Source organism: Agarivorans albus, from assembly GCF_019670105.1.
Taxonomy (GTDB): Bacteria; Pseudomonadota; Gammaproteobacteria; order Enterobacterales; family Celerinatantimonadaceae; genus Agarivorans; species Agarivorans albus.
Window position 1 is genome coordinate 2300237 of the sequence record NZ_AP023032.1, and the last position, 23657, is coordinate 2323893.

Genomic DNA, 23657 nt, shown 5'->3' on the forward strand with positions numbered 1-23657 from the left:
TTATTGATTCTCATCTTGATCTGGTTTTGGTAGAGGCCAACCGCCTAGGTTCTTCCACTTGTTAACAATCAGGCAAAACAGCGATGCTGTTTTTTGCGCGTCGTATAGTGCTGAGTGTGCTTCTTCGTTGCTAAACTCTAAGCCAGCCTCTTTACATGCCTTGGCTAAAACAGTTTGGCCTAAGGCTAGGGCACTAATACTGGTAGTATCAAAGCTCACAAAAGGATGGAAAGGATTACGCTTAATATTACAGCGCTCTACTGCTGCGTTAAAAAAGCCCATATCAAAGGCTGCATTGTGAGCCACCATTACAGCCCGGTTACAGCCATGGGCTTTTAATGCTTTACGTATTGGCTTAAACATCTCTTTCAGCGCAAAGTCTTCGCTTACTGCGCCACGTAAAGGGTTATTAGGCTCTATTCCGGTAAACTCTAAAGCGGCTTGTTCTAGGTTAGCGCCTTCAAAAGGCTCAACGTTAAACTGTAAGCTTTCAAGAACATAAAGTTCGCCTTGTTCGTTAAAGCTAAGCAAGCAAGCTGCAATCTCTAGTAACGCATCTGTTTTAGCGTTAAAGCCAGCTGTTTCTATGTCGATAACTACAGGGTAGTAGCCGCGAAATCGACTAGACATTAATTCGGTCGTGAGTTCAGTAATGGTCATAATGTGGGTAACTAATATTAGAAGCGCGCATTATTACAAAAGCCGCAAAGAATCGCTAATTTGCTTTAAAGATTATCGCTTAGATGCCGATAATTTATGGAGAAGAGAGGATTTCTGCTAATGAAACATTACTTATTGCTGCCTTTGGCATTAAGCGCAATGTCTGCTCAAGCAAACGTGCGCAATTATTCAGCATCGCTAGATGACTCAACTTGGGTTGTGTCAAATAAAACGCCTATTGAATGTAGAATGGACCATTTCATTCCCTCTTTTGGTGTGGCGAGTTTCATTAGTCGCTCATCGAAAAATGTAAATCTAGATTTCTATTTGGATATGTACAGGATTTCCGCAGAAACTCACCAAGTCTCATTACGAAGTGTTCCACCGAAATGGAAGCCAGGTGCAAGCTCTAAGCGTATTAGCGAATTATCCTTTTATCAGCAATTTGATGGTTACGTAAATGCCCAGCCAGCGTGGCAAATGCTGAGTGAGTTGGAAGACGGTAACGTACCTACTTTTTACTTTAATGACTGGTACGCCAGCAATAATACAACTGCAGTGGGCATCTCTTCGATCAACTTTAAAACCCAATACAACGACTTTTTAAAATGTGTAGGGCGCTTACTTCCGTACTCGTTTGACGATATTGCTTTTACAGTTTTAACCTACAAATCGAATAGCAATGAATTGACCCCGCGCTCTAAGAAACGTTTGCAACTTATTGGTGATTACGTAAAACATGACCCAGAGATAGATGTAGTGTTGGTTGATGCCTACACCGATAGTTACGGGGGTAAGTGGATTAACCAAGAACTTTCGGAAAAGCGCGCGAACATGGTTAAGGATTACTTTAAGTCTGGCGGGTTAGATGAAAGTGTCATTGAGGTGGCCGGACATGGTGAGCGCAGGCACGTTGCCCGTAACGACAACACCATGGGCAGAGAACGTAACCGAAGAGTGGTTATCTCGTTAGGCAAAGACTTGCTATAAAAACAAAGGTAGAGCAACTTGCGCTACCTTTTTCTTTTATCTTTAGAACGGCGCACTTCTGTCACGTAACCCAGAAGGTTTAGCCCAACGCTCCCTAGCAGAAACTCGATTTTGTTGCTTGCTGGCATACGGCGTTTGCATTTGATCGCCATATAACCAAAGCACCAGGTTAGAACGTTCACCACTTCGTATTGCTTGTGATGCATGAGGTACATTGCCACGATGAATCATTGCTGTACCCGGCTCGAAAGAAAGTCTTTTAATATTTCCGGTAATAGGGTCATAAAAATCAACCTCTGAGCCCGTGAATTTTTCATCGGACAAGTTCATATTAATATTCATTGTTACCGACGACGCATCGGTATGAAGCCTCAACGAAGTGTCCATTCCTGCTTGCCACTGAATAGAAAAACCAAATGTTTGGCTGTCATATCCGTATACTTCTGGGAACAACAAGCGAGCGATTGGACGCATATATTTATCGAGTAGTTTGCGGTAAAACGCTTGAAAACTGGGGGTGGCAAGGTAGCCTTCAGAGCGTTCGTCAAGCATAGCCCCATGCCTATTTAGCACTATTCCATAAGGTGGCTTTAAAGGAATGCCTGCTGTAGTTACGTCATCTAGGTAGTGGCGTAATTCAATAAGTTTTTCAGGCTTAAAAAACTGTGCGGTGTATACACCTGGGGCAGCTTCTTGCCACAGATCTTTAACTTGGTTTTCCGTTGATGGGTCATCCCAAGCTGAGTTGACGGCGTTATGTAGCTTTTCATCTAACAGAGTCTCACTAGACACAAGCAATGAACCACTGCTTGATGCTTCCCACTCTTTCCAAGCACTAACTAGTAGTTGTTGGTTATTATTCCAGAAAGCGTTAACAGAAGGAGAACGTGCAAGCATTTCTTGTCTAGAGGGTAGGGTTAATGCTTGGGCTTGTTCTAATTGACTGCTTACGTTTACAGCTGCATTGTTCATTTATGCTCTCCTGGTTTTGCAACCGGGGTTCCCGAATTGCTTGAGAGCAAACTTATTATGTTTCGTTATTTTGATAAATGGGCATTCAATTGAATCAGTATTTACATTTTATTAAGAATCGCAGCAGGCATTGGTGAAAATGCCAATAAACTCGCATTACTAAATTTATCTAAGGTACTGATATATAGCTGCTATTAGCTAGCTTCTTTACTTAATCGATTTTATCTTTAAATTCACATAAGTCTTCGATGATACACGAGCCGCAACGAGGCTTTCGTGCAACACAGGTATAGCGGCCATGCAAAATTAGCCAGTGGTGCACATCTACTTTAAATTCCTTTGGCACTACCTTTAGTAATTTTTCTTCGACCAGATCAACATTTTTCCCCATGGCGAATTTGGTGCGGTTAGAAACCCGAAATATATGTGTATCTACTGCGATAGTTGGCCAGCCAAAGGCAGTATTTAGTACTACGTTGGCTGTTTTTCTGCCAACGCCTGGCAATGCTTCTAAGGCTTCTCGGCTTTCTGGAACCTCTCCACCGTGTTGTTCAATCAAGATCTTGCAGGTTTTTATTAAGTTCTCAGCTTTAGAGTTAAACAGGCCAATTGTTTTTATGTAAGTTTTAAGCTCATCTACCCCTAAGTCAAAAATAGCTTGGGGGGTATTAGCAACTGGGTAAAGCTTGTCGGTAGCTTTGTTCACCGATACGTCGGTGGCCTGAGCAGATAACAATACAGCAGCAAGTAGCTCGAAAGGGCTAGAAAAGTTTAGCTCTGTAGTTGGATGTGGGTTGTTATCTCTAAGTCGTGTTAGGATTTCTAATCTTTTCTGTTTATTCATGCGCTTTGAGTATTGTTTGAAAGGGTTTCTGACGGAGCTTGTTTGGTTTTAGCGCGGTTATCTATGACATTTTTAAAAGCGATGATAAAGCCCATCACCAAAAATGCACCCGGCGGAAGTATTGCAACCAAAAAGTGTTCGTTAAAATCAACGATTTGAACATATAAGAAAGACGACCATTCGCCTAACAGCAATTCAATTCCGTAAAACAAGCTGCCATTTCCTAAAAGCTCTCTAATTGCGCCTACTGCAACAAGTACCAAACCAAAACCAATTCCCATCATTAATCCATCGAACGCAGCTGGCTTAACACTGTTACGTGCAGCAAATGCCTCGGCTCTACCGATGATGATGCAGTTGGTCACTATGAGCGGAATGAATATTCCTAGGTTTTGGTACAAGCCGTAGGTATAAGCATTCATTAACAGTTGTATGCAGGTAACAAAGGATGCAATAACCATAACAAATACAGGAATGCGGATCTCTTTAGCTACCCATTTACGAATGAGTGATACCGTGGTGTTTGAGGCTATCAGTACCAGCATGGTGGCAACCCCCAGGCCGAGTGCGTTGGTTACCGTCGAGGTAACCGCGAGAAGAGGGCACAAGCCGAGTAATTGTACTAAACCAGGATTGTTTTTCCAAAGGCCTTGCCAAGCTAATTGTTTATATTCGCTCATCAAATAACTCCTTTAACAATCTGTCGCATTGTCATTAATGCTTTGCTGATTTGTGGCGTGGTAAATCAACACGTTTTTCACTGCTTTTACAACAGCACGCGGCGTTATTGTAGCGCCAGTAAAGGCGTCAAACTGGCCACCGTCTTTTTTTACAGCCCAACGAGGATCCTTGGCATCCATTAAACGTTGTCCATTAAACTGGTAAATCCAATCTGATTTTCTGGTTTCAACTTTATCACCTAAGCCTGGTGTTTCGTTATGCTGTACAACACGCACACCGCTAATAGTTGAGTCTGCATTTAAACCTACTAACAGGCGAATTTCCCCGCTGTAACCATCTGGTGCAATTGTTTGATAAACGAAAGCCGCTGTTTGTTGATTTAATTCAATTAGCCGGATGGTTTGGTCTTTATCGTTACCCAAAAACTGTGGCTCGTTAACTACTACGCATCGTTGCTGGTAAGCACTATTGGCTAACTCTTTTGATAAGACTTCATTAGTTGACCTAATCAGTTGTGCTTTAACCTGTTGCTCGATTCTTGGCTCGGTAAAGTAATTAACGATGACAACTAACAAGGTGCATGCAAAGGCGAATAGGGCCAACATCGCCGCGTTTTTAGTCATTGATTGGCGCTTAGTTGTCATTACTATTTCCCTCGCCGTAACCATATACTCTGGGCTTGGTGAAGTGATCTATCATCGGCACTGCCATATTTGCTAGTAATACAGCAAAGGCGATTGCGTCTGGATAGCCGCCATAATTTCGAATAACAAATACCAATAACGCAACCAAGCTTGCGTAAATAATCCTACCTAAGTTGCTCGTTGCTGCGCTTACCGGGTCGGTCAATATGAAAAATGCGCCAATCATGGTTGCGCCGGAAAACAGCTGCAGCAGCACTGGAATTGAGTGATCTGGGTTGATGGCTGCGGAAAGTAGACTCAAAACAAATAGGGTGGTCAAAAAAGCCAAAGGAATATGCCAGCGAATCACCTTTAAGTAGATAAGCGCAAGACCTCCTGCTAAATAGGCTAAATTAATCCATTGCCAGCCAATCCCTGCAAAACTACTGTAAATCTCATGGCTTGATATTTCATTGGATGTGAAACCTAAAGTAAGTTGTGTTTTCATCTCATCAAGCGGTGTGGCGATGGTATGGCCATCGATGCTGGCAATTTGTTTAATGCTAAAGCCGTCTACGGTAAAACCACTAAAAATGAGCGATAAACCATCGATGCTAGATAAGCTTTCAACTAACAGACTTTGTGGAGGCATCCAGCTTGTCATCGTTACTGGGAAAGACACTAATAAAAGCACGTAGGCAGCCATAGCAGGGTTAAAAATATTATGCCCAAGACCGCCATACAAATGCTTAACTACAACAATGGCAAAGAAACTGCCAATAAGCGCAATCCACCAAGGGGCATAGGCTGGAAGTGCCAAACCAACCAAAATGCCAGTAACTAGCGCGCTGTTATCACTTAAGGTTGGCCAAACAGGTCGCTTACGTAATATAAGAACTAAGGTTTCACTTAGCACTGCAACCATAGATGCCAGTAATACTTGGGTTATGGTGCCTATTCCAAAATGAAAGCTTTGAACTAATAAACCTGGCAAAAGACAAAGAATCACCCAAAACATCAATGTTTTTGTTTTTAAGGGCTTTCTAACGAAAGGTGAACTTTTTATGCTAGTGCTATTCATTGGTATCTTTCTCTTCGCGCTGTTGTTCTGCTAGTTTTTTAGCTTTAGCGCGAGCAACTGCTGCGGCGACTGCAGGGTTAACTTTTTTGGCTGGCTTTTCTACGGTTGCGGGCGTGGGCGCTTCAGTTGCGTCCTCCGCTTTCTTATTGGCCTTAGCTTTTGCAACCGCAGCTGCGATGGCCTTAGCCTTAGCGTTGTTGTTACTAGTAGTACTATCTTGAGTATTTTGTTGAACCGATTGCTCTCGAGCAAGAGGGACCTCTAAAGCTTCATCATCTTGATTGTTTGCCTTACCGGTATCAACAGACTCGTCGGCTGCTGCTAGCGCGGTTTTTTTTGCTTTAGCTCTGGCTATTGCTGCGGCAACAGCAGGGTTTGCTGAAGATTTAGCCGCAGGCTTATTTAGATTGTCGTCGGCTTGATCCGCACTTGCCTCTTTGTTAGCCAGTTTTTTAGCTTTAGCCCTTGCTACAGCGGCGGCTACGGCCGGATTAGTGGCGGTTGTTGGTTCAAATTGTTGCTGAGCTTGTGCTTTTTTCGCCTTAGCTCTAGCTACGGCAGCAGCCACAGCTGAATTACTTGATTCAACTGTGTTGTCTTCAGCGGTAGTTTCGTTATCTTGATTTTGTTGTTTCTTGGCTTTAGCGCGCGCGATAGCCGCTGCTACTGCGGGGTTTGCGCTAGGCTTAGACTCGTTTATCGATTCACTGTTATCAGTCTGCTTTTTAGCTTTAGCACGCGCGATGGCCGCAGCGACTGCCGGGTTAGCGCTGGCTTTACTCTCGTTGGCTTCTTTTTGGGCTCTTCGCTCAGCTTTGCGAGCTTCTCTAGCAGCTATGGCCGCTTGATTATCTGGTACCCATTCACCAGTTTCGTCTTGTTTTGCTGCTGGACTGGCGGCTTGCTTGTTTTTGACTCTTGCTAAGGCCGCTGCGACAGGATCAGGTTTATTTTGCTTAGCGTTGTCTTCTGTTTGAGCTTGTCTACGCAAAGCGGCTTGTTGGTGTTTCGCTTTACGTTCTAATTTGTCTTTTTCTAAACGAGCTTGGCGTGCATCGAAGCGTTGTTTGGCTATGTCGGCTTCTTTTTGTGCAATATCTTCGCTGCGTATTTTAGCTTTTGCTGTTCGGTAGTGTTGTACCAAAGAGATTTCGCTTGGACAAACAAAGGCGCAGGCTCCGCATTCGATGCAATCCATTATATTAAAATCGCGCGCTTTGTTTAGTTCATCCCCTTTGGCGTACCAATACAACTGCTGAGGTAATAAGCCCATTGGGCAGGCTTGAGCACATTCACCGCAACGTATACACGGTGATTCATTTTCAGCTGCCATCGGATTGTTAACAATCAGACAGTTAGTTGTTTTTACCACCGGTGCTTGGTTGCTGGGGAGCATGAAGCCCATCATCGAACCGCCCATAATGGTTGGCGCGTTAGGCTCACCCTGTAGTTTTTTGTTGATCACATCGCTTACTGCTGTGCCAATCGGCACCCAGTAATTGCTAGGACTGGTGACTAAATCACCGGCAAGGGTGACAACTCTAGAAATTAGCGGTTCGCCTAGCGTTACAGCTTGATACACGGCGTAAGCTGTGCCGACATTTTGCACTAGCATGCCTAGGTCAATAGGTAGCTGGTTAGCTTTAACTTCTTTTCCAGTAAGCACTTGGATAAGTTGCTTTTCACCACCAGAGGGATATTTGGTAGGGATGCTTCGAATGATGATATCTTGATTGCCAACCGCTTCTAACGCTTTAATGGCTTTGGGTTTGTCATCTTCGACGGCAACTATGGTAAGCGCTGGTTTGAGTACTTTTTGCAGTAAGGCCACACCACCGATAATCTCAGCCGCATAGTTCTGCATTAAACAATCGTCGGCCGAAATATAGGGCTCGCATTCTGCGCCATTTATAATCAGTACGTCTAAAGGTTTATGCGGAGTAATCTTTAAAGCAGTAGGGAAGCCAGCGCCCCCCATACCGGAAATACCCGATAAATGAACGCGTTGGCAAATCGCTTCTGGAGTTAATTCTTCATCAGTCAGAGGGCTTGGCCATTGCGCGTCTTGTTGCGCTTTGTCTACGCGAATAACGACACTTAATTCAGGAATGGCTGAAGCATGCGCAGAAACTCTTGGTTCAATCGCGATGATTTCACCGGAAAGGGACGCATGAACTGGTGGCGCTTGAAAGAACTGAGATTCAGTTAAGGCTTGTCCACGTAATACTTTATCACCTACTTTTACGAGTAGTTTGCCTGCACTGCCAATATGCTGTTGGACAGGTATGCTTAACTCGTTAGGCAAGTTGATTAGTTCAGGCTTACCACAGTTGATATCCTGCTTATTGGTTTCTGGGTGGACACCACCTTTGTAGTTCCAAGTAAAACCTTGTTTAATTTTGTCTAACCACGCCACCATCTATTTTTGTTCCTCGATGATTGCGACATCTATTTGGTTCAATTTCCAATCCCAGTTTTTGGTTGTTGTTGGTATTGGGCGCATTTCAATACAATCGGTTGGGCAGGGCGCCACACATAGCTCGCACCCGGTACATTCTTTAGTAATAACCGTATGCATATGTTTATTTGCGCCCATAATGGCATCTACAGGGCAAGCTTGAATGCATTTGGTACAACCGATACACGCATCTTCTACGATGTAGGCTACTTTCTTACGGTCATCTTCTTTTACGGCTGACTCATCCAGAGGGATCGCTTCAACGCCTAGCAATTCTGCTAGTTTTACTACAGTCTCTTCGCCGCCTGGTGGGCATTTGTTTATTGCTTCGCCGTTGGCTATGGCTTCAGCGTAGGGCCGACAACCAGGATGACCACATTGTCCGCACTGTGTTTGAGGTAGCAGTGCTTCCACTTGATCGGCAATGGGGTTGCCTTCAACTTTATATTTGATGGCCGCATAACCCAGTATTCCACCAAATACCAAGGCTAGAAGGGTGATTGCAATAAGTGCTTCTAACATCTAAACATACTACTTAATTAATCCAGTGAAACCTACAAAGGCTAAAGACATAAGCCCAGCTGTGATCATGGCGATCGCCGCGCCTTTAAAAGGTAGCGGGATATCTGCTACCACAAGGCGTTCACGCATTGCTGAGAACAGAATCAACACTAGCGAGAAGCCAGCTGCTGCTCCAAAACCATAGATAATTGATTCAAATAGATCATGCTGCTCATTAATGTTTAGTAGCGCCACACCTAATACTGCACAGTTAGAGGTGATAAGCGGTAGGTAAATGCCTAATACACGGTGAAGTGCGGGGCTGGCTTTTTGCACAAACATCTCGGTGAACTGAACCACAACGGCAATAACCAAAATAAAACTCATGGTGCGCAGATAAACAATATCTAGTGGCAACAATATGTATTGTTCTACTAAATAGGAGCTCATTGACGCAAGGGTAAGCACAAAAGTGGTTGCTAAGGCCATGCCGATGGCGGTTTCTACTTTGCTGGACACACCCATAAATGGGCATAAACCCAAGAACTTAACCAGCACAAAATTGTTAACCAGTACGGTACTGATTAATAACAACAAATATTCAGTCATTTAAATAAGATGCAGCGGAACGAGCCGCTATTATCCTTGTTTGTGGTGCGTATAACAACCGTGACTTCAATGTGGAAAAGGCGCTAAAAATTTGCTGTGAGTTGTGAATCATTTTTGAGCGGTTAAATTTACTTTTTACCCTTCGGTTGATCTCGATCATTTGTATTTGCTTTATCCTTAAAATCTCTCGACTACTATATCTAGTGGGATCTAAAATCCTTAACCACAATATATGGATAACCATCACATTGGATGCTTTTTTGAGCGTTTCTTTGTTAGAAGCCTTTAGTGGCGCGGGTTCCACAGTTTTTTATTTAATGAGTGAGTGAAATTGGAGCGTAAATCGTGAAAACAGTCGTGATAAAACGAGACGGAAGCCGTGTACCTTACGACGCAAAGCGGATTGTTGATGCAGTGCTAAAAGCAGCTGAAGCTTTAGGTGTTAAGGACAACCTAGTTGCATTGCAAATTGCCCAACAAGTAACAGAACAGTTTTTGAACTTACCTGAAGTAGATATCAACGATATTCAATCGTCTGTTGAAAACTACTTAATGGAAAGTGATAACAAGACTTTAGCACGTGCTTACATTGAATATCGTCACGACCGCGACGTTGCTCGCGAAAAGCGCAGCGTGTTAAATGCTGAGATCCGTGGTTTGGTTGAACAAAGCAATGCCGCGTTACTTAACGAAAATGCGAATAAAGACAGTAAGGTCATTCCTACTCAACGCGATTTGTTAGCGGGCATTGTTGCAAAACACTACGCTAAAACTCATTTGCTTCCGCGAGATGTAGTAAAAGCTCACGAAACCGGCGAAATTCACTTTCACGATTTAGATTACGCACCATTTTTCCCAATGTTTAACTGCATGCTAATCGACTTAGAAGGCATGTTAACCGGCGGATTTAAAATGGGTAACGCTGAAATTGAAACCCCAAAATCAATTTCAACAGCAACTGCAGTAACAGCCCAGATCATCGCTCAAGTAGCGAGCCATATTTATGGTGGAACGACGATTAACCGCATCGACGAGATTCTTTCGCCTTACGTCACCAAAAGCCATGAAAAACACTTAGCTACTGCTAAAAAATGGCAAATAGCCGACGCCGAAGCTTACGCTAAAGCACAAACCGAAAAAGAATGTCATGATGCATTCCAGTCTTTAGAGTATGAAGTAAATACTCTACACACTGCGAATGGGCAAACACCATTTGTTACCTTTGGTTTTGGCTTAGGCTCTTGCTGGGCCTCGCGACTAATTCAGCGTTCAATCCTAGAGAACCGTATTGCCGGATTAGGTAAAAATGCTAAAACGGCCGTATTCCCTAAGCTGGTATTTGCCATTAAAGACGGCTTAAACCATAAAAAAGAAGATCCAAGTTACGATATTAAGCAGTTAGCTTTGGAATGTGCGTCAAAACGCATGTACCCAGATATTTTAAACTACGACAAAGTTGTTGAAGTAACGGGCTCGTTTAAAACCCCTATGGGTTGTCGTAGTTTCTTAGGTCACTACCAAGAAGAAGGTAAAGACATTCACGATGGTCGTAATAACCTTGGTGTAGTGAGCTTGAATTTACCCCGCATTGCTATTGAAGCTAAAGGTGATGAACAACGTTTCTTCGAACTACTTGAACAACGTTTAAGTGTTGCCAAACATGGTTTAGATAGCCGCATCTCTCGCCTTAAAGGTGTTAAAGCCAAAGTTGCCCCAATCTTGTACATGGAAGGCGCTTGTGGCGTTCGGTTAAATGCCGAAGATGATGTATCTAAAATCTTCGAAAATGGTCGTGCGTCAATTTCTTTAGGTTACATCGGTTTGCATGAGACTGTGAACGCGCTATACGGAAACAGTGAACACGTTTACGACAATAAACAGTTACAACAAAAAGCTATCGGTATTGTTACTGCATTAAAACAAGCTACTTTACGTTGGGAAAAAGAAAGTGGTTACGCCTTTAGTTTATACAGCACCCCAAGTGAAAACCTATGTGATCGCTTCTGCCGTTTAGACGCCAAAAAGTTTGGTGTAATCGAGGGCGTAACAGATAAAGGTTACTACACCAATAGTTTCCACTTAGATGTAGAAAAGAAGGTAAACCCCTTTGACAAAATAGATTTCGAACAGCCTTATCCTTCAGTAACTAGTGGCGGCTTTATTTGTTACGGTGAATACCCAAATATGCAGCACAATACTGAGGCCTTAGAGGATGTTTGGGATTATAGCTATAGTCGCGTTCCGTATTACGGTACAAATACGCCAATTGACGAATGTTACGAATGTGACTTCACTGGCGAGTTTAACTGCACCAGTAAAGGCTTTGAGTGTCCTTCTTGTGGTAATGCAGAATCCAGTAAGGTATCTGTTACTCGACGAGTATGTGGCTATTTAGGTAGCCCTGATGCACGACCATTTAACTATGGTAAGCAAGAAGAAGTTAAACGCCGAGTGAAACATCTGTAAATGAACTATTTGAGTTACCATTCGGTCGACGTAGTTAACGGGCAAGGTACGCGCTGTACCTTGTTTGTTGCTGGTTGCGAGCATCAATGTCGAGGTTGTTATAACCAGAAATCCTGGCGCTGTGATTCCGGCCACCCGTATACTGATGACTTAGAACAACAGATTATCAATGATTTGAACGATTCTAGGATTCGACGTAAAGGGCTTAGCTTGAGTGGTGGAGATCCACTACATCCAGATAACTTAGACGCTGTACAACGATTAGTTGAACGCGTTAGAAAAGAGTGCGCAGGCAAAGATATTTGGATGTGGACAGGCTATCAACTTAAAGAACTAAACCCGCAACAGCAGGCAATTGTTAAGCAAGTTGATACCTTAATTGACGGCAAATTTGAACAAGAGCTGGCCGACCCAAAATTACAATGGCGAGGCAGTAGTAACCAAATTATTCACTGCCAACCCCTTCAGTAGTTAAGCGATAAGCTCAGGACGCGAAATTAAGTAGCCCTGCAAGCTATCGACATACATAGATTCAAGTAGCTGTTTTTGCTCTAAGGTTTCAACACCTTGAGCAATTACTTGGCAACCTAAACGATGCGATACCTCTACCAGCATACTCACGAATTGCTGATTAGCTTTGTCACTTTCTAGTGCTTGCACTAAATCGCTACTTATCTTCACATAGTTAGGCTTGAGCTCTTTAAACAATTTAAAAGAGCCAATACCGTTACCAAAATCTGAAATTGCAGTGTGGCAACTGTTTCGGCGAAGTACTTCAAACAGCTTTCTGGCGTTGCTCAAATGCATATCCAAAATTTCTTCTTCTAGCTCAAAAACAACCCGAGATTTTAAATTAGGGTAGGTAAGTAGCTGTTGGGTTAGCCAAGAACAAAAATCTGGGTCAGTTAAGATAAGTTTACTTAGGTTTATCCCCCAGCGGTATTCAGCGTTTTGTCCAGAGATGGTATGCAAGATGTAGCCAATTGTTGCTTTTTCTAGCTCTAATATCATGCCCAGGCGTTGTGCCATTACCATGGTTGTTTCTGTAGGAAGCTGCTGGTTATTGTCACTCAAAAAACGAATGAATACTTCATGGTACGCCGGCATAGTGCGATGCAACGACTGGATGGCTTGTGAAGCTAGGCGGAAGTTATTTTTGTTAATAAGCGAGCTAATGGTTGAGTGCCATTGTAGTTCACTACTTTCTAATGTTTCGTCATCTTCGAGCACTATTTCCCAACCATTGGGAGATAGGCTTTGGGCAATAGCCAAGGCTGCATCAGCACGAGCAATCACTCGTTCAATGGAGTCACCACTTTTAAGCTCGGTTACGCCGGTATAGGCTGCGCTTTGCATTTGCTTACCGTTGCTGTACTCGTTTAGAGAGCTTTTTAGTGCCTGAGCGACTTGGCTAACTCTGCTGGCTGGGAATTTAGGCAATACCAGGGCAAACTCAGCTCCCAAAAGTCTAAACAAGCTGCTTGATGAATAATCTTTGCGATTAACATCGATGATCTTAGCGATATCTCTAATGTAGTCATCGCCAGCTTGGTGACCACGTGCTTTGTTGATTTCTTCAAGTTGCGAGGCTCTAACCAAAAACAAAACCGTATCTTTAGGTGTTGTCTTTAACATTTCCTGCATTTTTTGGCGGAACGAGTGTCGATTAAACTGGCCAGTTAATGGGTCTAGGGCAACTTGCTTCTCTAATTGTTGAATTGCATGTTTTTGTTGGCGGATTTGCTGAGTAAACTGCTGTTTCTGATCCTTAATTAACTCGCCAACTGCACCAAGCACCGGCTTTTCATCAACTAATCGATCGGCATTAACCAGCTTTTTGAGCTTACTTTTAACCCGAGACATAGCTCGTATATAAAGAAGGCTGGTTAACATGTAGCCCATTGCACAAAGCGCTGCGATGGTTAGATAGAGGCGTAAGTATCCGTCACTAACAAATTCAAATGAGGGCTTAAAGTTAACTTGGAACTTATCTACTGCAATGGTTTGCATTGATGTTTTACTAGGTTCGGCTAAGTCAACTAACCAGTGCTGCGGCGCACCAACCAATGCCAAAGTATTATCAACAGCTAACTGTGTAGAGATAAAACTAAGTTGGTGTTGATCACGTAAAGTTGCTAGATACTCTTGATTGAGCTGGTCAATTCTGGTCAATTGCAGAGAGAGCAGGGAGTTAATCTGCTGATTTTCACGGGCCAGATCAAGTTTAAACAACTGTACATGAACACCCACCAGCGCAATCCATAGCGCGATAAATAAAAAAGCATTTACAACAAAAAATGTTCTAAGGCCTTTCATATCCTACCTGTTTAATAAATCAGCGATCTCTAATAATGATACATGCAAACATTAGACTTATCTATCAGATGCTTAGGATTAAGTAATATATTTAGTGATTAACAAATATCGGAAAGGGTATAACAGGAAGTGATAAAAATGTGGCTCCCCAGGTTGGGCTTGAACCAACGACACATGGATTAACAGTCCACCGCTCTACCAACTGAGCTACTGGGGAATTATAAGGCTTACTAGATAAAAGGAGTGGCTCCCCAAGTTGGGCTTGAACCAACGACACATGGATTAACAGTCCACCGCTCTACCAACTGAGCTATTGGGGAATCGTAAGGTATATCTAGTTATATGATTGGCTCCCCAAGTTGGGCTTGAACCAACGACACATGGATTAACAGTCCACCGCTCTACCAACTGAGCTATTGGGGAATCATATAAGGTATTGACCTATTGTAATCAAGATTGGCTCCCCAAGTTGGGCTTGAACCAACGACACATGGATTAACAGTCCACCGCTCTACCAACTGAGCTATTGGGGAATCTTGATTTATCACTTAGCAAAGGAGATTTGGCTCCCCAAGTTGGGCTTGAACCAACGACACATGGATTAACAGTCCACCGCTCTACCAACTGAGCTATTGGGGAATCGCTTTGCTTAAGTGCGGGGCGCATAGTAATAATTGCCCCTATAAGTGTCAACTAATTCTACGTCAAAAATGACAATTTCTGTTTGTTTGCTCAACTTACATCCAGTTGTTGCAAACTACAGATCGAAACTTGTTCAGCTGGTATAAAAAATGCGCAGATAATTAATATTCATAAAAACACATTTCTTTATAGCTAAGCTTGATTGCCTAATAATTATGCACAATATGTAAAAGCCTTTGGTGCTGGTAGTTAGCGTGACTTATCCACTGATTTTGTGGATAACTGTGTGCATTAAAAGTCGCTTATGGGCTACAGCCCACTAGATACCTAGCACGAGCCTAAATTTGATCTACATCTGTTTTTCATTTAATCGCTATTATTCAATGACTTATTTAATTATTGGTGTAAAAGCTCAATTTTTGACCTACAAAAAAAGTAGTTGCTTTTACAAAAAAAGTGTTGTGCATTACTTTTCGTTACAATCTTCTTACTGTGCACAATTTAGGGTTATCTGCTATCGATTTTCTGTTTGCGATATTCTCTGCTAAACAACGCTAATTTTCTGTACAAGACTAATACGCCTTTTTGTTATCGCTAGGTTTTGCGTAGAATGGACCAATGATAAAACTTTCAGATGATTGGTAGTAGAGCAGTGAAAAAACCATTTGATCTAATATCGGAATACAAACCGGCAGGGGATCAGCCAACGGCTATATCAAGTCTAATAGAAGGCTTAGAAGATGGGCTTGCTCATCAAACGCTATTAGGGGTTACCGGTTCAGGTAAAACATTTACAGTAGCGAATGTTATCGCAGAGCAAAATAGACCAACCATAGTTTTAGCGCCAAACAAAACTTTAGCCGCTCAGCTTTATAGCGAAATGAAAGAGTTCTTCCCTAATAATGCGGTAGAGTTTTTTGTTTCTTACTATGACTACTATCAACCTGAAGCCTATGTGCCGACCACTGACACATTCATAGAGAAAGACGCATCAGTTAACTCTCACATCGAACAAATGCGGCTGTCTGCCACTAAGGCCTTATTAGAACGACGTGACGTGGTATTGGTAGCCTCGGTGTCGGCCATTTACGGTTTAGGTGATCCTCAGTCCTATTTACAAATGATGTTGCACCTAAGTGTTGGCGATATGATTGACCAACGCGCCATTCTTCGCCGACTGGCAGAGCTACAATATTCGCGTAATGATGCTGCCTTCCAGCGTTCTACCTTCAGGGTTCGCGGAGACGTGATTGACGTATTTCCAGCAGAGTCTGACAAAAATGCAGTAAGAATTGAATTGTTCGATGGCGAAGTAGAACGGCTCAGCAGCTTTGACCCACTAACTGGGGCTGAAGAGGCGGTAATGGCAAGGGTGACTATTTTCCCTAAGACCCACTATGTAACGCCGCGAGAAACCATTCTTAATGCCATCTCCTCAATTAAAGAAGAGTTAAACGAGCGCAAAAAACAGCTATTAGATGCTAACAAGTTAATAGAAGAGCAACGAATTTCTCAGCGTACATTGTTCGATATCGAAATGATGAACGAACTAGGGTATTGCTCGGGTATCGAAAACTATTCTCGTTACTTATCGACTCGCGCACCAGGCGAGCCACCACCAACATTATTAGATTATTTACCCGCCGACGGTATCCTCATTATCGACGAATCACACGTAACCGTGCCTCAAATTGGCGCAATGTATAAAGGTGACCGCTCGCGCAAAGAAAATTTGGTTAACTACGGATTCCGTTTACCTTCTGCGTTAGATAATCGACCTCTTAAGTTTGAAGAGTTTGAGCAAATAGCACCACAGACCATATTTGTATCAGCTACGCCAAGTAATTATGAGTTAGAAAAAACCAACCAAGAATTTGTTGAGCAAGTAGTTAGGCCCACAGGTTTATTAGACCCAGAAATAGAAGTTCGCCCAGTAAATACTCAAGTCGACGATTTGTTGTCAGAAATTCGTATACGCACGGCAATCGATGAACGGGTATTGGTGACCACGCTTACCAAAAGAATGGCCGAAGATCTAAGTGAATACCTCACTGAGCATCAAGTGAAAGTGCGTTATTTGCACTCGGATATTGATACCGTAGAAAGGGTAGAGATCATTCGTGATTTGCGTATGGGAGTATTTGATGTGCTTGTGGGCATTAACTTGTTACGAGAAGGCCTCGATATGCCAGAGGTATCGCTGGTAGCGATTCTAGATGCCGATAAAGAAGGCTTCCTTCGCTCAGAGCGGTCTTTAATTCAAACCATTGGCCGGGCGGCGCGTCATCCTCAGGGGAAAGCGATTCTTTATGGCGACAAGATCACCGGCTCTATGGAACGAGCAATTGGTGAGAATAATCGACGCAGAGAAATCCAGCATCAGTTCAACCTAGATAACGGTATAGTTCCGCAGAAACTTAACAAGAAAGTGGTTGATATTAGCAACTTTGGGAAGAGTAAAGTACTTCAAGCGGCAGAGCCAAAAGCTAAGTACGCAGCACTTACGCCTGAAATTATGTTGAAGAATATTGCGCAACTAGAAAAGCAAATGATCAATCATGCAAAAGAGTTAGAGTTTGAACAGGCTGCAGCGGTAAGAGATGAAATAAATGAGTTGCAAGAGCAACTGGTAAAAATGAGTTAGCTGCAAAAGGCATAAAAAAAAGCCGCTGTATTTACAGCGGCTTTTTTATAGAACTAATCTTAGTTTGCTGCAGCGATAATTGCGCCAAACTCTTCAGCCATAAGAGAAGCACCGCCAACTAGCGCGCCATCAATGTCTGGTTGAGAGAAAAGCTCTTTAGCCGTAGCAGCTTTAACACTACCACCGTAAAGAATTTGAACTTTTTCAGCAACAGTTGCACTTTGCGCTGCTAACCAGCTACGAATGTGAGCGTGAATAGCTTGAGCTTGCTCAGAAGTAGCAGATTTACCAGTACCGATAGCCCAAACAGGCTCGTAAGCGATAACAGCATTTTCTAATGCTTCAACACCACAAAGGTCGATAACAGCTTTAAGCTGAGTTTCAACTACAGCTTCTGTTTTACCTGCTTCGTTTTCTTCAAGAGTTTCACCAATACATAGTACAGGTACTAGTTGGTTTTCTTGAATCGCTTTGAATTTAGCAGCAACTACAGCATCAGTTTCGTTGTGGTACTGACGACGCTCGCTGTGGCCCACTAGGTTGTAAGTACAACCAAATTCTTTCAACATTACTGGAGAGTTTTCACCAGTGAATGCACCAGAGGTGTTTACGCTTGCATCTTGTGCACCGTAAGCGATTGGAGCATCACCCACTAAGGCTTCAACTTGACCTAAAAATACTACTGGTGGGCAAATTGCAGTTTGCACGTTAGTAGCTGCTTTAGCTGGTTCGATTAAGCCATTTACTAATGCGGTAACAGAATCTTTAGTACCGTTTAGTTTCCAGTTACCCATTACAAGAGGTGTTCTCATTGTGCGTCTCTCCTTTAAATAAATTGGCTCGATTATAGTGAATAAATTACAAAAACGTAGTGTTTCCGCGAAATTATCTGCCTAAAACTGTAAATTGCTGATCTAAAACAAACGATTAAGAAAAATAAGTACGTATTTTTTGCCACCAAATCCCAAGTTTTTCGTGCCATAAAGCATCGTACCTATGAATAAAGCGCGCATCGGGCAAAAACTCATAAAGCCGTTGTTCTCCTTGAACTTCTTTTCCAAGGTAATCAGTAGGTACAGGGCTAATATTGCTTGAGTACTTGTTGAAATGTTGCAGTGCACGCTTCATATGAGTAGCGCTAGTCACCAACGCGGTAGGGCGTTGTCCTATGTAGGTAGCAATCACGGCAGCTTCTTGCTCGGTATCTTTAGCTTTAGGAATGGTAATAATGTTGGCAGGAGGAATGTTAGCTTGCCTTGCTACTTTTTCCATAAGCTCAGCATTGCTGTTTGGATCGCTGCCGCCATAGCCCGATACAATTAAACGGCTCTGGGGATTAACTAAACTTAACTCAATCCCTTTTGTGATACGCGCAAACGATGAGCGACTAAGCTGCTCAGTAGGCGAGAGCATTGGATCACTAATATGACCACCGCCTAGTACCACTACAAAGTCGAAACTATCGACAAGCTGACTTGGCGCCTTTAATACTCGTTCATTTTCTAGCAACTGTTGATTTACCCACCAAGGGTTGCTGGTAACCAACAATATTGCCAAAGCAGGGACTAAAGTCGCTGCAGCGCGGTAGGGACGTTTTGTTATGCCGAAATAAAAAGAGAGCAACAAAAAGAACAACGAAATGTTAAGCGGCATCAGTAGCGAGCCTAACCATTTTTTTACGATAAAACCTAAACTTAAATCCATATAGTGGTTTCTCTCATAAGCCTTACAGGCATCTTAATTGATTGCACTCTTCGGTGGAATCACAGACCTTAAAAATTACCAAAAATAGCGGCTTAATCCAAATTAATGCGTTAAATCAAAATTTTCCCGAAATTTTTTTCTGTGACTAAAGACAGGTTTAGCGACTTAAGGTAATCTTCGCACCATACAGGTATGTAATTAGCAGTGAGGAAAATATGTTTGAGCGCGTATCCGCAGCCCCCGCAGATCCAATCTTAGGATTAACTGAAGCTTTTAAAGCTGACGCCCGTCCTAACAAAATCAATCTTGGTGTTGGCATTTACAAGAATGAAGCAGGTCAAACCCCGGTTTTAGCTACCGTTAAAATCGCCGAAAAACGTCTTTTAGAAAACGAAGCCACTAAATCTTACCTTAGTATCGAAGGTAACCCGGCTTACGGAAAAGAAGTTCAAAAGTTACTTTTTGGTGAAGACAGTGAAATCGTAGCTAGCCAACGCGGATTTACCGCTCAATCTCCTGGCGGAACTGGCGCTCTACATAACGCGGCTGAATTTGCTTACAACCATTTGGGTGTGCGCACTGTTTGGGTAAGCAACCCAACGTGGGCTAACCACGGCAACATCTTTAAAGCGCTTGGCTTAGAAGTTAAAGCATACGACTACTACAATGCTGAAACTAAAGACCTTGACTTTGACGCAATGGTAACGTCTTTAGAGCAAGTTGCAGAAGGCGACTTGGTGCTATTCCACGGTTGTTGTCACAACCCAACGGGTATCGACCCTACTCAAGCACAATGGGAACAGCTAGCCAGCTTAACTGCAGCTAAAAAAGCACTGCCTTTGTTCGATTTTGCTTACCAAGGTTTTGCCACTGGCGTTGAAGAAGATGCAGCAGGTTTACGTATCTTCGCTAAACAGATTAAAGAACTACTTGTAGCCAGTTCTTTCTCTAAGAACTTTGGTTTATACAACGAACGTGTTGGTGCATTTACCTTAGTTGCTGCTGATAAAGAGCAAGGTGCAACAGCCTTTAGCCAAGTTAAAGCTGGTATTCGTGCAAACTACTCAAACCCACCATCACATGGTGCTGCGGTAGTAACCACTATTTTGCAAGATGCTGAGTTAAAAGCGCAATGGGTAGCAGAAGTAGCTGAAATGCGTGACCGTATTAAAGAAATGCGCGATTTGTTCGTAGCAACTTTAGCCGCTAAAGGCGCAACTGGTGATTACAGCTTTATTCAACGCCAAAACGGTATGTTCTCATTCTCTGGTTTATCGAAAGAGCAAGTACAAACCTTAAAAGAAGAACATGGCGTATACATCGTTGGTTCTGGTCGTATTAGCGTAGCAGGTATGACTAAAGACAACATGGAAGCGCTTTGTGCTGCTATTGCCGCAGTAGTATAAGCACTGGTTTAGATACAATAAAAAGGGGTTAAACGTTTCTCGTTTAACCCCTTTTTATTTAGCTCTTTAAATTAACCAACAACAATATTCCTACCTTTGTTCTTCGCTTTATAAAGTGCGTTGTCTGCATCCTTTATCACTTCTTCGGCATTGGCATGATGATTTGCTTTTTCTGCTACACCAATACTTACAGTAATTTGAACTGTATTTTTAGGTTTAGCTTCTTCGTTTCGAGCAGTTTTGTCACCTTTATCTCGGCTGGTTTTATCCCTAATTGCAAACGGAGTTTCTGAGATGATTTCACGAATGTCATCTAAAAACGCAATGGCATGGTCAAGCTTTTTACCTTTAAATAGTACGGTGAATTCTTCACCGCCGTAGCGAAATACTTGGCCACCACCTTCAATTTGATCGAGTTTAGATGCCACCATTGCTAACACATCATCTCCAACGTCGTGACCATAGGTGTCGTTAAACTTTTTAAAGTGGTCGATGTCTACCATCGCTAGGCTGTAATTTTTAGACATTCCTGCGAGTTTTTCAAAAAGCATCCGTCTTCCAAGTAAGCCAGTTAACTCATCACGATAAGCCAGCTCATGAGAGGCTCTAAATCCCGCATAAAGCATGATGAGCATAGACGCGGTGAAAAATACCGAAGAGATAGCTTCACGGTCTAAAAACATCAGAGGGAATAGGCTTGCGACAAAGCTAAAAAATAACCCGATGGTTAAACTGGTAGACTTATACGCCCAGCGAAAAAAAGCCGCCACGATACAAACCACAGACAAGCCCAATGCAGCTAAGCTCATGACTAAACCTTCTCTAGGTCTAGGTTCAAACCATTCGGTAATAAACTCTGCGGTGTCGGCAACAAAAAAGTTAAGAGCTAGCGATATGCTCGCCATTTGTACTAACAAAAAAACATAAATGGCAATTGCTCTTGGAGTAGTACTGCCATTTTCATTAATGAACTGATTCAATACCAAGTTAATCGGAATGAACAAACACACTGATGTAAAAGCAAATTTTGCTTCCGAAATACTTAGTGGTTGCTGTAAGTAACTGGCGATAAGCCAGTAGCTAAAGGTGTTTACAATCACCACTGCAATAAGTTGTCGGCGGTTAAATTGCAGAGCTAACATTGCGGTAATTGCTGCTAAACCGTAAGGCATCCAATAAATAATATCTTGAGTATTCGCCGATAAAGATGAATGCCAAATAAGCAATGCACTCGCTATCGATAAGATGATTACAGGAGGCAGTATGTTTTGGCTTGTAAGTCTACTTTCCATAGATTTCAAGTGATTGAGTTTGAATCGATTTTATCGAACTATTACTAGTTTTTGAATCAATAACGAAGCAATAACGCGCTTAGCCTCTAAGTTTTCTTCAGCAACTGCATAATAGTCTTTGATATTATGCAGTTGCTGTTCTAATTTTAGTGTAACTAAGAATAATGGAGCAGGGCATGAGTGACTTTCTTTTCATCGATGATATCGACGAGCCTTCAGAAGAAGTTACCAGACCAACATGGAAGTTACTGGTCATAGATGATGAAGCCGAAATTCATTCTGTAACACGATTAGTATTGTCTGATGTGGAGATTGATGGTTATAAGCTCGAGTTTTTATCAGCATACAGTGCTGAAGAAGCGCAACGAATGTTTGAAGAACATAACGATATTGCCATCGCACTTGTAGACGTAGTAATGGAAACCGACCATGCTGGTTTAGAACTAGTTAGGTGGATTCGAGAAACAAAAGAAAATCATGCAACACGCCTAATTTTGCGAACCGGACAACCAGGCCAAGCACCAGAAGAATCGGTGATCAAAGATTACGATATCAACGATTACAAAAGTAAAACCGAGTTAACAGCCACTAAGCTAAAAACCATTACCTATTCAGCCATTCGATCCTACCGAGATATTTTGTTTATTGAGCGTCACCGTCAAGGCTTGATGCAGGTAATAGAATCCACATCTTTGGTACTTAAAAGTAAAACCTTGTACCACTTTGGTTCAGCGGTGCTAAAACAACTAGTAGAGCTTTTCCAATTAGAAAGCTCAGCCATGTACATTACAACGCTTACCGAAGATGTACTGCGCCATCAATCTTTTAACGTGCTGGCTGCCACTGGTGACTTTGTTACCAATGAGCATAACGAATATAATTTCGACCAAAGTAAAATCCCTGAAGATGTAAAACAACTACTCAAGCGTGCGTTGGACGAGAAGAAAACGCTGGTTACCGAAAACTGCTATGTAGGTTTTTACCCAACAGATAGTCGTAGCGTTAGCCTATTGTACGTGCAACACGAAAACCCCTTAGACGATATCGAAAAAGGCTTACTTGAAGTTTTCGCCACCAACATTGCACTTACTTTCGAAAACCTCACCATTAAAGAAGAAATTCAAGACACTCAAAAAGAGCTGATATTCATTATCGGTGATGCCATCGAGCAACGCAGCAAAGAGACCGGTTCTCATGTAAAACGAGTATCGTTAATTTGTGAGTTAATGGCCAAAAAGCTCGATTTTGACCCCGAGTTTGTAGAAGCGTTTAAGCACGCAGCGCCGCTACATGATTTGGGAAAAATTGCGATTCCAGAGTCGATATTGCATAAGCCTGGCAAGTTAGATGCCGAGGAATGGAAGATTATGCAAACTCACGCTCAAGTGGGTTATGACTTATTGGCCGATTCAAATAAAATCATTGCGCGTTTAGGTGCAGAGATCTCTTTATGTCACCATGAGAAATGGGACGGTAGCGGATATCCCCGTCAGCTGGCTGGAGAAGATATTCCACTAGTTGGTCGTATCATGGCCATCACTGATGTATTTGATGCCTTAGGCTCTAAACGCTCTTACAAAGAGCCGTGGAGTAATGACGAAATCAAGCAATTCATTATTGAGCAAAAAGGCAAGCACTTTGACCCGCAACTGGTTGATATTCTTGTAAATGACTTTGATGAATTCCTCGAAATAAGAAACGCTTACCCCGACTAAGTTTTTTATTGAGTTTTACCCTTAAAAGGCGCATTCTCACAGCATTATTCAGC

The 23657-nt window shown here is 42.5% G+C and carries 19 protein-coding genes and 5 tRNA genes; 6 read left to right on the forward strand and 18 right to left on the reverse strand.

The window, feature by feature from the left end; translation table 11 throughout:
* Complete coding sequence (gene rnt, locus K5620_RS10575) at positions 1 to 660, reverse strand: ribonuclease T (protein ID WP_040307077.1); 660 nt, start codon at positions 658 to 660, stop codon at positions 1 to 3.
* Between the two features lie 120 nt (positions 661 to 780).
* Between rnt and K5620_RS10580 the strand changes: the two genes are divergently transcribed.
* Positions 781 to 1650: a flagellar protein MotY gene (locus K5620_RS10580; protein WP_016401442.1), complete on the forward strand. Its 870-nt coding sequence runs from the start codon at positions 781 to 783 to the stop codon at positions 1648 to 1650.
* 42 nt (positions 1651 to 1692) lie between these two features.
* On the opposite strand, the gene K5620_RS10585 is transcribed toward K5620_RS10580, so the two are convergent.
* The 8 genes from K5620_RS10585 to rsxA all read right to left on the reverse strand — a co-directional run bounded on the left by K5620_RS10585 (position 1693) and on the right by rsxA (position 9419).
* Positions 1693 to 2622 (reverse strand): 2OG-Fe(II) oxygenase family protein, encoded by a 930-nt coding sequence (locus tag K5620_RS10585; protein WP_016401443.1) that lies wholly within the window; start codon positions 2620 to 2622, stop codon positions 1693 to 1695.
* Between the two features lie 211 nt (positions 2623 to 2833).
* A complete protein-coding gene (gene nth / locus K5620_RS10590; RefSeq protein WP_221077488.1) occupies positions 2834 to 3466 on the reverse strand; it encodes an endonuclease III in 633 nt (210 codons plus the stop codon).
* The gene (locus K5620_RS10595; RefSeq protein ID WP_221077489.1) at positions 3463 to 4146 is read right to left on the reverse strand and encodes an electron transport complex subunit E; all 684 of its coding nucleotides are present in this window, start codon (positions 4144 to 4146) and stop codon (positions 3463 to 3465) included. The genes nth and K5620_RS10595 overlap by 4 nt, the downstream gene beginning before the upstream one ends.
* A 12-nt stretch (positions 4147 to 4158) precedes the next feature.
* Positions 4159 to 4791, reverse strand: coding sequence for an electron transport complex subunit RsxG (gene rsxG, locus K5620_RS10600; protein WP_016401447.1), 633 nt, complete (start codon positions 4789 to 4791; stop codon positions 4159 to 4161).
* A complete protein-coding gene (gene rsxD, locus K5620_RS10605; RefSeq protein WP_040307078.1) occupies positions 4781 to 5851 on the reverse strand; it encodes an electron transport complex subunit RsxD in 1071 nt (356 codons plus the stop codon). The genes rsxG and rsxD overlap by 11 nt, the downstream gene beginning before the upstream one ends.
* Entirely contained in the window at positions 5844 to 8270 is a 2427-nt protein-coding gene (rsxC, locus tag K5620_RS10610; protein WP_016401449.1) for an electron transport complex subunit RsxC, read from the reverse strand. Before rsxC ends, rsxD begins: the two co-directional genes overlap by 8 nt.
* Entirely contained in the window at positions 8271 to 8831 is a 561-nt protein-coding gene (gene rsxB, locus K5620_RS10615; RefSeq protein WP_016401450.1) for an electron transport complex subunit RsxB, read from the reverse strand.
* Positions 8832 to 8840: 9 nt separating this feature from the next.
* Positions 8841 to 9419 carry an electron transport complex subunit RsxA gene (gene rsxA, locus K5620_RS10620; RefSeq protein ID WP_016401451.1) on the reverse strand — a complete coding sequence of 193 codons (579 nt, stop codon included), beginning with the start codon at positions 9417 to 9419 and terminating at the stop codon, positions 8841 to 8843.
* A 345-nt stretch (positions 9420 to 9764) separates the two neighbouring features.
* Between rsxA and nrdD the strand changes: the two genes are divergently transcribed.
* Positions 9765 to 11885 carry an anaerobic ribonucleoside-triphosphate reductase gene (nrdD, locus tag K5620_RS10625; RefSeq protein WP_016401452.1) on the forward strand — a complete coding sequence of 707 codons (2121 nt, stop codon included), beginning with the start codon at positions 9765 to 9767 and terminating at the stop codon, positions 11883 to 11885.
* Entirely contained in the window at positions 11886 to 12356 is a 471-nt protein-coding gene (gene nrdG, locus K5620_RS10630) for an anaerobic ribonucleoside-triphosphate reductase-activating protein (RefSeq protein WP_040307079.1), read from the forward strand.
* Here the strand turns inward: nrdG and K5620_RS10635 are convergent, their stop codons facing one another.
* The 6 genes from K5620_RS10635 to K5620_RS10660 all read right to left on the reverse strand — a co-directional run bounded on the left by K5620_RS10635 (position 12357) and on the right by K5620_RS10660 (position 14840).
* Positions 12357 to 14201: an EAL domain-containing protein gene (locus tag K5620_RS10635; protein WP_016401454.1), complete on the reverse strand. Its 1845-nt coding sequence runs from the start codon at positions 14199 to 14201 to the stop codon at positions 12357 to 12359.
* A gap of 141 nt (positions 14202 to 14342) precedes the next feature.
* Positions 14343 to 14418, reverse strand: a tRNA-Asn gene (locus K5620_RS10640).
* A 27-nt stretch (positions 14419 to 14445) separates the two neighbouring features.
* Positions 14446 to 14521, reverse strand: a tRNA-Asn gene (locus tag K5620_RS10645).
* Positions 14522 to 14548: 27 nt separating this feature from the next.
* Positions 14549 to 14624 (reverse strand) — tRNA-Asn (locus tag K5620_RS10650).
* A gap of 34 nt (positions 14625 to 14658) precedes the next feature.
* Positions 14659 to 14734 (reverse strand) — tRNA-Asn (locus K5620_RS10655).
* 30 nt (positions 14735 to 14764) lie between these two features.
* Positions 14765 to 14840 (reverse strand) — tRNA-Asn (locus K5620_RS10660).
* A 637-nt stretch (positions 14841 to 15477) separates the two neighbouring features.
* Between K5620_RS10660 and uvrB the strand changes: the two genes are divergently transcribed.
* Complete coding sequence (gene uvrB, locus K5620_RS10665) at positions 15478 to 17487, forward strand: excinuclease ABC subunit UvrB (RefSeq protein ID WP_016401455.1); 2010 nt, start codon at positions 15478 to 15480, stop codon at positions 17485 to 17487.
* A gap of 59 nt (positions 17488 to 17546) precedes the next feature.
* Here uvrB and tpiA read toward each other — a convergent pair whose 3' ends face one another.
* Both tpiA and K5620_RS10675 read right to left on the reverse strand, forming a co-directional pair.
* On the reverse strand, positions 17547 to 18299 hold the full coding sequence (gene tpiA, locus K5620_RS10670) for a triose-phosphate isomerase (protein ID WP_016401456.1): 753 nt from the start codon (positions 18297 to 18299) through the stop codon (positions 17547 to 17549).
* 115 nt (positions 18300 to 18414) lie between these two features.
* A complete protein-coding gene (locus K5620_RS10675) occupies positions 18415 to 19191 on the reverse strand; it encodes an ElyC/SanA/YdcF family protein (protein WP_016401457.1) in 777 nt (258 codons plus the stop codon).
* A 215-nt stretch (positions 19192 to 19406) separates the two neighbouring features.
* On the opposite strand from K5620_RS10675, the gene K5620_RS10680 reads away from it, so the two are divergent.
* A complete protein-coding gene (locus K5620_RS10680) occupies positions 19407 to 20597 on the forward strand; it encodes an amino acid aminotransferase (protein WP_016401458.1) in 1191 nt (396 codons plus the stop codon).
* Positions 20598 to 20668: 71 nt separating this feature from the next.
* Here K5620_RS10680 and K5620_RS10685 read toward each other — a convergent pair whose 3' ends face one another.
* Positions 20669 to 21889 carry a GGDEF domain-containing protein gene (locus K5620_RS10685; protein ID WP_084681794.1) on the reverse strand — a complete coding sequence of 407 codons (1221 nt, stop codon included), beginning with the start codon at positions 21887 to 21889 and terminating at the stop codon, positions 20669 to 20671.
* A 176-nt stretch (positions 21890 to 22065) separates the two neighbouring features.
* On the opposite strand from K5620_RS10685, the gene K5620_RS10690 reads away from it, so the two are divergent.
* Positions 22066 to 23604, forward strand: coding sequence for a DUF3369 domain-containing protein (locus tag K5620_RS10690; protein WP_040307080.1), 1539 nt, complete (start codon positions 22066 to 22068; stop codon positions 23602 to 23604).
* The last annotated feature ends 53 nt before the right edge of the window (positions 23605 to 23657 follow it).

What these genes read in the sequence shown, in the direction of transcription:
- rnt (WP_040307077.1), bottom strand. Translation starts at nt 660, where the DNA reads ATGACCATTACTGAACTCACGACCGAATTAATGTCTAGTCGATTTCGC.
- K5620_RS10580 (WP_016401442.1), top strand. Translation starts at nt 781, where the DNA reads ATGAAACATTACTTATTGCTGCCTTTGGCATTAAGCGCAATGTCTGCT.
- K5620_RS10585 (WP_016401443.1), bottom strand. Translation starts at nt 2,622, where the DNA reads ATGAACAATGCAGCTGTAAACGTAAGCAGTCAATTAGAACAAGCCCAA.
- nth (WP_221077488.1), bottom strand. Translation starts at nt 3,466, where the DNA reads ATGAATAAACAGAAAAGATTAGAAATCCTAACACGACTTAGAGATAAC.
- K5620_RS10595 (WP_221077489.1), bottom strand. Translation starts at nt 4,146, where the DNA reads ATGAGCGAATATAAACAATTAGCTTGGCAAGGCCTTTGGAAAAACAAT.
- rsxG (WP_016401447.1), bottom strand. Translation starts at nt 4,791, where the DNA reads ATGACAACTAAGCGCCAATCAATGACTAAAAACGCGGCGATGTTGGCC.
- rsxD (WP_040307078.1), bottom strand. Translation starts at nt 5,851, where the DNA reads ATGAATAGCACTAGCATAAAAAGTTCACCTTTCGTTAGAAAGCCCTTA.
- rsxC (WP_016401449.1), bottom strand. Translation starts at nt 8,270, where the DNA reads ATGGTGGCGTGGTTAGACAAAATTAAACAAGGTTTTACTTGGAACTAC.
- rsxB (WP_016401450.1), bottom strand. Translation starts at nt 8,831, where the DNA reads ATGTTAGAAGCACTTATTGCAATCACCCTTCTAGCCTTGGTATTTGGT.
- rsxA (WP_016401451.1), bottom strand. Translation starts at nt 9,419, where the DNA reads ATGACTGAATATTTGTTGTTATTAATCAGTACCGTACTGGTTAACAAT.
- nrdG (WP_040307079.1), top strand. Translation starts at nt 11,886, where the DNA reads ATGAACTATTTGAGTTACCATTCGGTCGACGTAGTTAACGGGCAAGGT.
- K5620_RS10635 (WP_016401454.1), bottom strand. Translation starts at nt 14,201, where the DNA reads ATGAAAGGCCTTAGAACATTTTTTGTTGTAAATGCTTTTTTATTTATC.
- uvrB (WP_016401455.1), top strand. Translation starts at nt 15,478, where the DNA reads ATGATTGGTAGTAGAGCAGTGAAAAAACCATTTGATCTAATATCGGAA.
- tpiA (WP_016401456.1), bottom strand. Translation starts at nt 18,299, where the DNA reads ATGAGAACACCTCTTGTAATGGGTAACTGGAAACTAAACGGTACTAAA.
- K5620_RS10675 (WP_016401457.1), bottom strand. Translation starts at nt 19,191, where the DNA reads ATGGATTTAAGTTTAGGTTTTATCGTAAAAAAATGGTTAGGCTCGCTA.
- K5620_RS10680 (WP_016401458.1), top strand. Translation starts at nt 19,407, where the DNA reads ATGTTTGAGCGCGTATCCGCAGCCCCCGCAGATCCAATCTTAGGATTA.
- K5620_RS10685 (WP_084681794.1), bottom strand. Translation starts at nt 21,889, where the DNA reads ATGGAAAGTAGACTTACAAGCCAAAACATACTGCCTCCTGTAATCATC.
- K5620_RS10690 (WP_040307080.1), top strand. Translation starts at nt 22,066, where the DNA reads ATGAGTGACTTTCTTTTCATCGATGATATCGACGAGCCTTCAGAAGAA.